The 13,658-nt window shown below is 34.9% G+C and carries 11 protein-coding genes; 8 read left to right on the forward strand and 3 right to left on the reverse strand.

The annotated features are described in order from the left end of the window. The first annotated feature begins 994 nt into the window (after nucleotides 1–994). The 8 genes from CIB29_RS01750 (at nucleotide 995) to CIB29_RS01785 (ending at nucleotide 11,424) form a co-directional block, all read left to right on the forward strand. Nucleotides 995–2,032 (forward strand): LacI family DNA-binding transcriptional regulator, encoded by a 1,038-nt coding sequence (locus tag CIB29_RS01750; protein ID WP_094546183.1) that lies wholly within the window; start codon nucleotides 995–997, stop codon nucleotides 2,030–2,032. Nucleotides 2,033–2,124: 92 nt separating this feature from the next. Next, on the forward strand, nucleotides 2,125–3,471 hold the full coding sequence (locus CIB29_RS01755; protein WP_094546185.1) for an extracellular solute-binding protein: 1,347 nt from the start codon (nucleotides 2,125–2,127) through the stop codon (nucleotides 3,469–3,471). 107 nt (nucleotides 3,472–3,578) lie between these two features. Beyond that, complete coding sequence (locus CIB29_RS01760) at nucleotides 3,579–4,526, forward strand: carbohydrate ABC transporter permease (protein ID WP_094546187.1); 948 nt, start codon at nucleotides 3,579–3,581, stop codon at nucleotides 4,524–4,526. Nucleotides 4,527–4,529: 3 nt separating this feature from the next. Beyond that, entirely contained in the window at nucleotides 4,530–5,351 is an 822-nt protein-coding gene (locus tag CIB29_RS01765) for a carbohydrate ABC transporter permease (protein WP_094546189.1), read from the forward strand. Between the two features lie 63 nt (nucleotides 5,352–5,414). Further along, nucleotides 5,415–7,397 (forward strand): beta-galactosidase, encoded by a 1,983-nt coding sequence (locus CIB29_RS01770; RefSeq protein ID WP_094546191.1) that lies wholly within the window; start codon nucleotides 5,415–5,417, stop codon nucleotides 7,395–7,397. Then, entirely contained in the window at nucleotides 7,394–8,224 is an 831-nt protein-coding gene (locus CIB29_RS01775) for a hypothetical protein (RefSeq protein WP_094546193.1), read from the forward strand. The genes CIB29_RS01770 and CIB29_RS01775 overlap by 4 nt, the downstream gene beginning before the upstream one ends. A 332-nt stretch (nucleotides 8,225–8,556) precedes the next feature. After that, entirely contained in the window at nucleotides 8,557–9,597 is a 1,041-nt protein-coding gene (locus CIB29_RS01780) for a zinc-binding dehydrogenase (RefSeq protein WP_198543704.1), read from the forward strand. A 357-nt stretch (nucleotides 9,598–9,954) separates the two neighbouring features. Continuing rightward, nucleotides 9,955–11,424, forward strand: a complete 1,470-nt coding sequence (locus CIB29_RS01785) for a glycoside hydrolase family 5 protein (RefSeq protein WP_094546197.1) — start codon at nucleotides 9,955–9,957, stop codon at nucleotides 11,422–11,424. A gap of 135 nt (nucleotides 11,425–11,559) precedes the next feature. Here the strand turns inward: CIB29_RS01785 and CIB29_RS01790 are convergent, their stop codons facing one another. The 3 genes from CIB29_RS01790 to CIB29_RS01800 form a co-directional block, all read right to left on the reverse strand. After that, nucleotides 11,560–12,174: a hypothetical protein gene (locus CIB29_RS01790; RefSeq protein WP_094546199.1), complete on the reverse strand. Its 615-nt coding sequence runs from the start codon at nucleotides 12,172–12,174 to the stop codon at nucleotides 11,560–11,562. An 84-nt stretch (nucleotides 12,175–12,258) separates the two neighbouring features. Next, nucleotides 12,259–13,353, reverse strand: a complete 1,095-nt coding sequence (locus CIB29_RS01795) for a GTP-binding protein (RefSeq protein ID WP_094546201.1) — start codon at nucleotides 13,351–13,353, stop codon at nucleotides 12,259–12,261. A 3-nt stretch (nucleotides 13,354–13,356) separates the two neighbouring features. Continuing rightward, nucleotides 13,357–13,644 (reverse strand): thioredoxin family protein, encoded by a 288-nt coding sequence (locus CIB29_RS01800; protein ID WP_094546203.1) that lies wholly within the window; start codon nucleotides 13,642–13,644, stop codon nucleotides 13,357–13,359. Nucleotides 13,645–13,658 lie beyond the last annotated feature (14 nt).

The raw sequence follows: 13,658 nt of genomic DNA on the forward strand, positions 1-13,658 counted from the left end.
ATTGGAATCGGTTTCGATAGTTTATTCACAATAAGCTGTAATATTTCAATAAACTGAGGACAATTTCCTCAATAACTGGAGGTTATATCAATAGAATTTGTGAAATTTTGTACAAAATTTATAAATTCTATTGACTTTACCTAAAAAATGGTATATTATATATACGAAAACGCTCCCGACTTAAACGATATAACCTATTTAATTGTTATTTTGTTTATCTGTAATTAGTTATATTTTTTGGTTATAGTGACTTATATAGTGTTCTTATTGGTATAATAAAATACAACTTCTAACTAGTAGTACAAACTATCTTCTAAGCAATATTTTTTTAAATTTCCCTTATAAACTTTTAAAGTAGCTATTTTTCTAAATTTGTTAGATATACTTTTTAAAGTGGCTTTCTAAACTTCACTAAAAATATTTTAAAGTATGCATATGGTATATCTTTAGTTTTCAATAAAACATAATATGAAACGTAGTCTTGCCTGAAACTACCGGTTTTCAGACAAAAAAAGGCCACATCTTATTAAACCGTAAGAATTACGGTTATAAGTTAACAATAATATTTATTATTATGTGAACCTTGATAGCTAAATAGCGTTTTTTTCAATGACAGTGTAACCGAGGGATTCAAGACGTTTTTTCATGCTTTTTGCTGCATTTTTGCCAACCTCGTCATGCTTTAATGCTATGGAATTTGGATGCTAAATACGTATTCTTGGTATGCGAAGTTGCATGGGCGCATTGACATGTTAAGGTTTGCATTTTTCTTCAATCTTTTTATCCAGCTCTGCAATTTGTTGATTAATAAATGCCAAGTGATTTAGTACCATTTAATATCACTGGGTGTCTATTTATATTATCTTATATTATTGGCATGATTGGCAATACGTTTCATCATTATTTGTGCCGGGTGTGCCCGGTGTGGCAGTTAGTATGAATTTAGCTGTTACTTATTTGTTGTAATGGAAATGATTCCGGAGGAGATGAGCAAATGGCTGCCGTCAATATAAATGATATAGCAAAAGTTGCAAATGTTTCTAGAGCAACTGTCTCAAGAGTATTAAATAACAGTCCAGAGGTTAGTGAAACAACAAAGCAAAAAGTATTAAAAGTGATAGAGGAATTAAATTATGTTCCCAATGCAGCAGCCAGGACTTTGGTGCGTAGAAAAACTGATATTATTGGTGTATTGGTAAATAATGTAGCAGATGCTTTCTGGGGGCGCATCATAAGAGGTATTGAGACCAATATTTTAAAGACGCGATATAATGCAATATTTGTAAACTGTAAAACTGCTTTGGATGATTGGGCATATAAACCAAAATTTAAAGAGAACATAAGGCTCCTTACCGAAGGAAGGGTAGATGGTATTATAATAGCGACCACAAATGAGTTAGAACAAGAAGATATTGAATTTCTGACAGATAGAAATATTCCTTTTGTAGTGATACAGGATATGTTACAAGATAAAAGGGTTAATTTTGTAAATATAGATAATTTTAAAGGGGCTTATACTGCTACTAAGTATTTAATCAATCTTGGCCATAGGGATATCGTTCATATAACAGGGCCTTTAGAAAGCCGAATTGCGGTCGAAAGATCTCAAGGTTTTGAAAAGGCTCTGTTGGACCATGGAATTCCGTTAAACAATCAAAATATACTCAGGGGGAATTTCCGCTATAATGATGGATATTGGCGTATGAAACAGATTCTATCGTGGGGTAGAAAGCCAACTGCGATATTTTTTGGTAATGATCTTATGGCCTATGGCGGTATGCAGGCTGCTAAAGAAGCTAATGTAAGAATTCCTGAAGATATGTCCATTATAGGTTTTGATGGGTTGGCCGGAGAATTTGAGTTTGCTGGTTTAATGCCTCCTTTAACCACTATGCATCAACCAATGATAAAAATAGGAGAATGTGCTGCACAAATTATCATAGATAAAATAGATGGAGTGAGTGAAGAGGTACAGCATATATTTTTTGATGTAGAGTTAATTAAAAGAGATTCTTGTAGGAGTCTTAAATAAAAATTTATTTAACTTTGGATTAAGGCTTTCAGGGATTAATCCTAAAGAGCTTTGGTCAATAAAAATATTTTAGACTTAAAGGAGGTTTTTAAATGAAAAAGTTTGTGTCAATTCTGCTGGCAGTTGTGATGGTAATATCTTTATCGGCTTGTGGCACATCTAATAAACCAGCAGACCAATCAAAAGAACAATCTAAAGCAGAGGAAAAGAAAGCTACTGAAGACAACAAGCCTGCAGCCGAGAAGAAAAAGATCTCATTGTGGCACATCCAGGTGGCTAAATCAACCGGAGAGGTTGTAAATGATGCAGTTGCAAGGTTTATGAAGGACAATCCAGATGTAGAAGTAGAAAATGTTGCCAGCGAAAATGACCCATATAAAACCAAGTTAAAGGTTGCTATGGGCAGCGGTAACCCGCCGGATGTATTCCATTCCTGGGGTGGTGGATGGTTGGAAGCTTTTGTTAAGGAAGGTATGGTTGAAGATATCACCGCAGATTTAGATAAAGGTGGATGGAGAGATACTTTCTACCAAGCTTATCTGGATATGGCAAAATTCAATGGTAAGAACTATGGCGTACCTGCTGAAATGAGTTCCGTTTTGGTATATTACAATAAAGAATTATTTAAGAAATATAATATCGAAGTGCCAAAAACATATGAAGAGTTCAAAAAAGCAATAAAGACATTGAAGGACAACAATATCATTCCAATCGCTATTGGAAATAAGAGTAGATGGCCAGGTGCTTTAACTTTCATCTATTTATCAATGCGTATAGGCGGTTATGATGTGTTCCAAAACGCTTATCAGAGAAAACCTGGTTTTACCTTTGAAGATCCTTCTTTCATAGAAGCAGGTAAAAAGATTCAGGAATTAGTAGATATGGGAGCGTATCCAGAAGGCATGAACGGTATTAACTATGATACCGGCGGATCCAGAATGTTAATCTATACTGGTAAGGCGGCCATGATCATACAAACTTCAGGATTTTTATCTTTCGCTAAATCGGAAGCTCCGGATTTCTTTAATAATAATTTAGGATTCTTCCCATTCCCAGCGGTTGAAGGCGGAAAAGGGGATCCAACGGATATCGTAGGCGGAGTAAATGCGTATTCAGTATCCAGTAAGACCAAACATAGAGATGCTGCTGTAACACTTTTAAAGTATCTTAGTGATAAAACTTATGGTCAAATGATGACGGACAATGCAGCTAGACTTTCTCCAGTACACGGTATTGAGATTAAAGACCCGATGCAAAAAGAATTGGCCGCAATCTTAAGTAAAGCGAAGCATGTTCAGTTGTATTATGACCAATTCTTGCCACCTGAATTGGGTGAACTTCATAAGGACACAACCCAAGCTCTATTCGGCAAAACGATAACTCCTGAAGAAGCTGCTAAGAAAATGGAAGAAAAGGCGAAACAAGTATTCGGGAAATAATAAAGTTAATAGATATACTGAAAGGGGCTGCCTTTCAGTATATCTAAATATTCTTTATATAACTGAATACAGTTAACTTCTGAAAGGAGCAGGGGGTAACATAGATTATGGAAAAGTTGATAATAGAAAACCAACCTGCACAGCAGGCTAGGTTAAAGGAGAAAAGGAAGTCACAAATTAAATACGGAATGATGGTTTTATTATTCTTATTACCTGCACTTGCTGTATATAGCACATTTAATGTTTATGGTGTTATCATGACTTTTTATTATAGTACTTTAAAATGGACAGGGATAGGTTCGAACGTCCAATCTATTGGTTTTGGAAATTTTGTACGTCTTTTGGGAGATTCGATGCTGTGGTATGCACTAAAGAACAACCTAATACTGGTAGTTGTTTCTATTGCTGTTCAACTTCCGATGGGCTTAATCATGGCATTAATGATTAATGCCAAGATTAAAGGAGTTAAGTTTTTTAGAACAGTTTACTTCATGCCTATGTTATTATCGACGGTTGCTACCGGCATACTGTGGACACTAATTTATGACCCTAATTTCGGTATGCTAAATGCATTCTTGGATGCGGTAGGATTAGGTAATCTAAAACAAGGATGGCTAGGCCTAGAGAGGACAGCCATGATTTCAGTACTGATCACGATATGTTGGCAGTATACACCATTTTATATGATACTTATGAAGGCAGGGTTAACAAATATACCTACAGAGTTATATGAATCGGCAAATATAGATGGTGCTACAGGGTTAAGAGCTTTTTGGAGCATAACACTTCCATTGATGTTGGAAACAATCAAAACTGCAGCAATTCTGTCCTTAGTTGGTTCTTTGAAATATTTTGATTTGATCTACGTAATGACTGGTGGCGGGCCGAATGGTGCGACTGAATTAATGGCAACCTACATGTATAAGAAAGGTTTTATTGAATTTGATATGGGATATGGAAGTTCTATTGCAGCCTTTATGTTTATTGTAGCATTAACCATTACAGCAACCGTTCAATATTTTACTCGTCAAAGCAAATCTGAAATGGAGGTGTAGTAGATGAACAATATATTCAAAAAAATAGGCTTGTACTTTGTAGCAGTTATATTTCTAATTACTACCGGTTATCCCTTTGTTTTTGTTCTACAGACCTCATTTAAATCGCAAATGGAGTATTTAATGAATATATGGGCGTTTCCACAGCAATTATTCCTTGAAAATTATGCAAGAGTATTATCGCCCGATTTCTTAAGATACTTTTTAAACAGCTTGATAGTTGCTTCCATTTCTGTAACCATTGTTATTTTTATAGCATCTCTGGCAAGCTATGCGTTCGCTAAATTGGAATTTAAGCTAAACAAATATTTATTTATAATTTTTGTGGCAGGGATGATGATTCCGGTTCACACTACATTGATTCCTGTGTATGTATTGGTTAATAAAGTAGGATTATTTGATTCTTTGTCTGGCCTTATAGGTCCTTATACCAGTTTTAGTTTACCTATTGCAGTTTTTATCATGACAGGATTTTTTAAAGAAGTACCTAAGGAACTTGAAGAGGCGGCTACAATCGACGGTTGTTCGCATTTTATGATTTATAGGAAAATTATGTTTCCCCTTTCCACACCTGCCATTGCTACTGTCGCAATTTATAACTTTTTGCATACCTGGAATGAGTTTATCTATGCGTTGGTACTGATAAACAGTACGGAAAAAAAGACATTGCCTTTAGGTATAAGAGAGTTTTATGGTTTGGAAACAGTGAATATTCCTGCTGTTATCACAGCCATTACTGTTGGAACACTTCCTGTACTTCTATTCTATTTCTTTGCACAAGAGAAAGTTATTAACGGATTGGTGTCTGGAGCAGTAAAAGGCTAAATGATTGCTAAGAGGATTTGTATGAACTGGATATAGTTAAGCTTTTATAAGGGGAGAGCAGAAATGATAGGAGTTAGTAATAAAGGCTTGCATTTGGATGGGAAATTATTGCCTCTCTATAGTGGTACAATTCATTATTGGAGGCTTGAAAGAAAACTTTGGAACGGTATACTGGATAATGTTATCAAAATGGGTTTTGAAATTATTGAAACCTATATTCCATGGGCTGTTCACGAGATTGAAAAAGAAAAATATGATTTTGGTGAGATAGATAAAAATAAGGATTTAGATGCTTTTTTATCTCTTTGTGAAGAGAAAGGTTTGAAGATTTTAGTCAGGCCTGGTCCGCATATTAACGCTGAAATTACATATTTTGGTTATCCGGAAAGAATATTATATGATAAAGAGATACAAGCGCTTACTAATTATAATACGCCTTGTATCTATGCAGCTTTTCACAAGCAGTTTCCTATTCCCAGCTATGCGAGTCAAAAGTTTTATGCTGAAACAGGAGAATATTTTGATGCTTTGATGCCTATTTTATTAAAGCATCAATATCCTAAAGGAGGGATTATTGCAATACAATCCGACAATGAAACGTGCTATTTTTTCAAAGATAAAGCGTACGCTGTTGACTATAATAAGGATTCTATTCAATTATATAGAGATTTCTTAAAAGATAAATATATTGATATTGAAAGTCTAAATAAATGCTATAGAAGTAAGTATAAATCTTTTAGCGAGATTGAGCCACCTAGATCTTTTAATGGAAAGACAAAAGAAGAACTGCCTTATTACTTTGATTGGATCAGGTACAAAGAATATCAAATTATGTACTCCTTAAAGAGAATAGCAAGGATGTGGAAAGATAGAGAAATCAATGTACCAGTGTTCCACAATATTGCATTCCAATATTATACGCCTGTTGATATGATTAATACAGAGGCCATGGATGAAATTGATATTGCTGGAATCGATATCTATAGAAATAAAGAAGATTATAATCCTCTAAAGATTACTGCAAAATATCTGTCTGGTTCCAGCATATTGCCTTTTATACCTGAGTTTGGTTCTGGGGCATGGTATGATTTTGGAAAGACATTTACCCCTGAGGATGAGGAGTTTACTACACTTTATACTTTTATGCACGGCATTAAAGCGATTAATTACTATATGATCGTTGAAAGAGAACGATGGCAAGGGTCGCCTATTACTAGGGATAATCGAGTAAGAGAAGGATACTTTAATTTTTATAAAAAGTTCAATGAATTTTTGAAAGAATATCGGTTTAATGAAATGGATAAGTCCAGGAAGGTGCTGGTTTTAAGGAATTATGATAAATCACGTTTTCATTCGCTCTATTCTATGTTGGATTTTGTCCTTATGAATATCCCTTATAAGTTATCCAAACCAAGCGTGGATTTAAGTTTCAAATATATTAATACAGATGTAGACCATTGGAAACGGGATGAATGGGTGGATGAAGTGAGCAAAGCCCTTGATGAGATGGGCTTTGATTATGACTATTCGGATACACATTTGCCTCTTCAAAAGATGAAAAAATATGAAGTAATATTTGCTTCTACATATGATTTTATGGATAGAGATGAACAAGAAAAATTGATTCAATATGTTGAAGATGGCGGTCACTTGATTATTGGCCCTGGAGTTCCTTACATAGATACCAATATGGATTCTTGCACAGTCTTATTGGATTTTATTAACTTTAATAGAGAAGAATTAAAAGGAAGCGTTACCTTGATAGAACATCCAGCTGAATCTGAAAAATATTTAAATAAAATTGGATTGAACAAAGAATTTGATGTTTCACAAAAAGAAGTAGAATTGGTAGTGTATGAAGGGAATGGTAGGAAACTACTGTTCATGGCTAATCCTACTAATAATAATTTCTATGATGTGACTCTTTTGTTTAATGGGGATAAAGTGTTAAAAGCGGTCTTAAATGCTTCTGATGTTTTTGGTAAGGGCGCAGTAAGTATATCAATAGCCCCATATAAGGTGATGGTATGGGAGGTGCAGAGATGATTTATAAAGATATTCAAATGGTAGACTTTGAACCATATAGATGGAGAAATTTAGGAGAGGTCTTAGATTTAGGAAAGTACCCACGGACTACTCTTTATATTCTTCATGAAAATGGAACTATTCTAAATGCATATGATACAGTCAGGGGAATTATAAAAAATATTAAAAGTCCAATATCCAATGAAGCTCAACTGGTACAAGAACTATTTGAGCAATATAAGGATTTGCAAGAGATACATATCTACGATAAACAAAGTCTTGAGAATTTCAATATTCAAGCACAAAAATCAGCTTATCCTGATTTGGATGGTGATGAATATAGAAATTTTGTAAGAAAATTATTAAAAAACTATAAAGGGTTAAATATTTATTCCAAGAACCGCGAACCCAAAAAAGATTTCTATGATGATATGGTGTATTTCGTAGAAAATCAATTACCTGATAAAAGTGTTGTTTTTATAGGCATATTTAAAGATAATGCATTATTCTTTGAGGTTATATGGGGACTTAATAAGGGAAAAGCTGAATTAGTTACCACATTGGATGTTCTTCATCAGTATAATCTAGAAACCGTTACTATGACTAATATAGATACTATTACGCAGCTTTTAAGAGATCATTTTCAAATGCCTGCCTACACAGTATTTATTGATTATCAAGCCTATGAAAGATTGTTTACTGAATGGGATAAAGAGGCTTTTATTATGAAGGCGATTGCACAAGATAAGATTAAATATAGAGTAACAGATGACATAAATCCAAATATTATCCCTACGTTTATTCCTGGATTTATAGATATATTTAGAAGATTAACCTATAACAGTTAGTCGAAGGGTTTTTTATTGTTTATAAATTCTTATGTAGATTTTATATTGTTAAATGATTTGAAAATTGATTCGAATTGATTCAGCACCATTATGAGCAAAAAGAACTTGAAATGAATGAAAATGAGACAATGAGACCTGTAAAAAGAGCAGTATTAGAGTCAAGTGTTTAAACAACTAAAAGATGCAATTATAAGAGAAATATCTGGTAAGAACTATCACAAAATTATCATAGAAAAAGTATAGTATTACTTATAATACAACTTATATTTTATAACTTACAGAATATGAGCAGGTTAACAAGTAATGTAATTTTTAAAGGAGGTTTAAGTATAATGAAAGCAGTAGTAAAGTATGATAACGTTGACGGGGCAACAGAATTAAGAGAGGTACCTATTCCTGAAATAGGGCCGGATGATGTACTGGTAAAAGTAGCATATATCGGGATATGTGGCAGCGACCCACATATGCATCATAATAAGGTAACTTATAAGGTTAATGTCCCGTTAATTCTGGGACATGAATTTTCGGGAACTATAGAAAAGATAGGTGAAAACGTAAAAGGTTATCAGATTGGTGATAGGGTAACGGCAGAAACCCATGCAGACTATTGTGGCAAATGTATCCTGTGCCGTACAAACAATTACCATGTATGTCGGGAACGAAAAGGATACGGATTTCAAACAGATGGTGCCTTTGCAAAATATGTTAGAGTACCAAGCAGGATACTCCACAAGGTACCTGAGAATGTAAGCCTTAAAGAAGCTTGCCTTACGGAGCCACTATGCGTGGCATACAGTTCGTTAGTAAAGCACTCAAATATGAAGCCGGGAGATTTGGTAGTGATTATTGGTCCCGGTCCTATCGGTTTACTCTGTACAAAGGTTGCAAGCTTAATAGGTGCTTCGGATATCATTGTAATAGGAACTGACGGAGACGAAGGAAGACTGGAAAAAGCAAAAGAACTTGGCGCCACTCTAACAATCAGTAGTTCTAAAGAAAATCCTGTCCCGATTATTATGGGGATGAGGGATGGATATGGTGCCGATATCGTTGTAGATACGGCTGGCTTTTCTCCTACTCTTAAACTATCCATGGACGTGGTAAGACCCTGCGGCCAAATCAATAAAATAGGCTGGGGACCAAAGCCGGTTGATTTCTCATTAGACCCATTAATCTCAAAGGCTGTAACAGTAAATTTTACTTTCAGTCACAACTGGGATATATGGGAACAGTGCCTGGTGCTCATGAATAAAAAAGCTGTGGACCTTAACCAACTCATTACCCATGAACTTCCTTTGGACAAATGGCAGGAAGGCTTTGAATTAATTGAATCTAAAAAAGGGCTAAAAGTAGTACTAACACCAATTGATTAAAACATAGCAAACCACATCATGGAACTTCGAGAGCAGGCGTCTTCAATAGAGTAATCAATAAACATTTTTTTGCTACAGTGCTCTATAGAAGTCTTGGTTTTAAATTTATCCTTGAAAGCTTGGGAATTACGAGATATAGGTGTAAACATTCTTAGGGTCATAGTCAGATTAATACAAATGTTTTTGCTAATATAATTAAATTATAGTAAAATTTGTAGATTAATTACTGGAAATTTTAATGGTAAGGTAGATGTAAAAAGTAGGGGTGAAGCAAAAATGCTACACCTTGAAATATACAATTTTAAAGTTCTTGGATTTTTCGAGAGCGTACTTTTATTCTAAAAGGGGTGTCATAAGATGGATTTGCTTCAAGTAAAGGGAAACAAAATTATTGATTCAAATGGAAAGCCTGTCCAATTAAGGGGTACATGTGTAGGCGGCTGGATGAACATGGAGAATTTTATTAATGGATATCCTGGTACGGAAACAGGTATACGTCAAGCTGTTGCTAAAGTACTTGGAAAAGAAAAAGGAGAGTTTCTTTTTGACCGCATGTTGGATTATTTCTTTAATGAAAATGACATTAAGTTTTTAAAAGACTGCGGTGCAAATGTAGTTCGACTCCCGTTAAATTATCGTCATTTTGAAGATGATCAAAAACCTTTTGTATATAAAGAAAAAGGATTTGAACGTCTGAATAAAGTGCTTAATTGGTGTGAAAAACATGGCATTTATGCAATTCTTGATATGCATGCAGTTCAGGGGTGGCATAACGCTCATTGGCATAGTGACAATAGTAGAGGTATTAGTCTCTTCTGGAGTAATGTTCACTTTCAAGATCGTTTCGTGGCACTTTGGGAAGAATTTGCCCGCCGTTACAAAGACAGAGCAGTCGTTGCAGGGTATAATATTATGAATGAACCTTGTGTAAATGTTCCGGATGGTGATTATCCTTATACTTTTTATGAGAATTATACTCCTGACTGGGACTGTATGAATCGCATATATCGCCGTGTTGTAGGTGCTATACGAACAATCGATCCTGATCACATTATTTTTATAGAAGGAGATAACTATTCTCATAATTTTAATGGATTAGAGGCTCCGTTTGCAAAAAATCTGGTGTACAGCAGTCATAACTACAATGTAGCCGGCTTTGGCCCCGGCGCTTATCCAGGTGAATTCAAGACTCATAGAATTGACAGGTACCATGAGAATGGGTATTGGGATAGAAATAAACAGGTAGAAGAATACAAACATCATGAAGGTACTAGATATGCAGAAAAGTATAATGTGCCTTTATGGATAGGAGAATTCGGATCTCAATATAACGGACCTGTTGAGGAAATTCCGTATCGGTTGCGTGCGATGGATGATCAGATTGATGTTTTTGAAGAATTTAGTGCTCACTGGACTACATGGACTTATAAAGATGTTGGAGTAATGGGCTGGGTAATGCTTGACCCTGAATCTGAATACATGAAACTTATCGCTCCAATTCAGGAAAAAAAGAAGATACTTGGCGCTGAAAACTTTACATATAGATATGCCACTCCACCAGCTAAAAAGATGGTTTCTGACCTTGCGACTCTAATAGAGGAGACATTAGGGGACCCGAACATAAACCATACAACTAATACTATATGCCTTAGTCAAGCTGCACTGACGGGGTATGCTGCAGCGTTATTGCAACCTGTATATGCAAATTTATTTAAAGATATGTCAGAAGAACAAATTGATAAGATAATGCAGTCCTTCGACATTCAGAACTGTAAGATTAATGAGGGCTTGGTCGAAGTACTCAAAAAGCACATGAATAAGAAATAAGTAAATTACATCTGGTACCATCCCAAGGTTCATATTGAAGTTACGTTGGCCGTATTGTTGAAACCGGTAAAAATATACATGTTGAAAAGTTAGAATGTATAGATAAAAAGCTGTAGTATTAAGTAACTACAGCTTTTACTTATATGCACAGATTTCTTCAATGTCCTTTAATTCAAGGGATTTTGTCTTAATTACTGTTTGTCCGATAAAATCATTTATGAATAGAACATATTTAAAAGTAGAAACCTTATCATGCTCTTCTTGAAAATGACCATTAAATACCCGTTGAATAAGTTTTGGATCAAACTGCTGTTCATAAGGTACATATATTTGGCAGCCTATTTGAAGTAAAGGTGTTAAAAAGTCTTTATCATCAAAATGCTGCTTAAGGCCGAAGGTAATTATTTGGTGCACTTCCTGCCTTTTTTCAGATTGAAGCGGGATGCCTAGAATATTTGGACCGGCATTACTGGCTTTAAAAGTCCTATATTCAAAGTCAATTGCCAAGGCACTTAATGTATTTCTGAATTGATCTATACTGTTTTTAACTTCTAACTGGGTATTAAAGCATAACGAAGTATCTATATGAACAATAATGCTGTCATATTTAAGTATATTTTGGAGTATGTTTACACCAATTGGGACAATACTTCCCTTTTTTTTAGGGTAAATAATAGTGAAATTCTTTATTGAATCATTAATAGAAGTATTAATTTTAAGTTCACTGTTTAAAAAATCCAAGAGTCCCATGACATTCCTCCCGAAAATGTATTTTACACAATTACTTTAGATTGTGCTTTTATTATATCATATTCTCACCATAATACAATGCCGTTATTTCATCCTATATTTAGGTTGGGGTCTGCCTGGTTTGAAACACTCGGTTTTTATGTCACTGATAACAACATTTATTTCAGTGCAAAGTTCCCTTAGAGTATCCTCGACAAGAGGTTTAAGCTTTTCCGGTTCTATATTGATGCGGGCATTAATGATTAAATTAGCCTGGTTTATACTTTTTTTCATTGTTCTGTTAAAATCAACGTTATCAAAAATACTTGTTAAACTTGCCTTTGCCCAGTCATCTTCAGCAATACCGTAAATTTTCAAATGAGCAATTTCAATATTCTGTTGTTTCAGCTTTTCTCTTAGATTTTCCATCAGGTTTTTGATAAAAGCATTCATATCAATAAATTGATGGGTATTTAACAAAACGGAACTGTTTAGCCATCCTAGATATTCTTCTGCCGCAGCATAGGTCTCATAATCTATATCTAAAGTGTTTTTCATTGATGACTGTCTTTTGATGACCATCGCTGCCCATTTATCGATATCTACATTTTCTTTGGCTGAAACAGTCAAAACATCTACACCTTTAAATTCCTGTTTTAGGAAAGCGCATATAGAACTTATCTCATCTTGAGAAAGCGTATCAATTTTGTTAAGGATGATAAGGTCAGCTTCTTCCAACTGCTTACGAAATAAGTAGTTAATCTCATTGGAAAAGAGGGATGAGTTTTTTTCTATCATCAATTTTTTTACCCTTTTGGGGTCCACAACAATGGATAGGGGGCTAAGGGTGAACTGCCGGGTATAGCTCAATTGTAAGGGTTTAAAAATAGTAGCAATAAGGTCAGTACAGCTGCCTACGGGTTCTGCAAGTATGATATCCGGCATTTCGTTTTCAGCAAGCTGGTTAACTTTTTGGGTAAATTCGTCAAAATTACAGCAAAAGCAGCCGCCGGTAACTTCAAGGACAGGCAGCCCCTCCTTGGCCAAAAAATTTGTGTCAACCAGCTGGCTGCCTTGGTCATTGGTCACAATACCGATTTTTTTCTCTATGCTTAAAAGGTACTTTGCCATGTTTAGTATAGAAGTAGTTTTACCGGCTCCTAAAAAACCGCCAATTACGACAAGGTTTGTTTTTATCACCTATTATGCACCTCCGGTTTGAATCATTGAAATTAACTGCTGCTTTGAAGGGAGTGAACCTGCAGTAACCTGTTCGTCATTTATAAGGATGGCTGGAAATTTTTCAACTTCCAGCCCTTTGACTAAATGAGCTTGTTTTGGGTGTTCCAGCTCAATGATTTCAACTTCTACGTTATTATATTCTTTTTGTATCTTTGCAAGGATTTCTTTAATCAGCCCGTCTATGATTATACAAGCAGTACATGGTTCTTTAAGGGAAACCACTTTTACATTTACTTTTTGATGTACCATGCTTGTACCCTCCT

The sequence above is a fragment of the Petroclostridium xylanilyticum genome (assembly GCF_002252565.1).
Taxonomy (GTDB): domain Bacteria; phylum Bacillota; class Clostridia; order SK-Y3; family SK-Y3; genus Petroclostridium; species Petroclostridium xylanilyticum.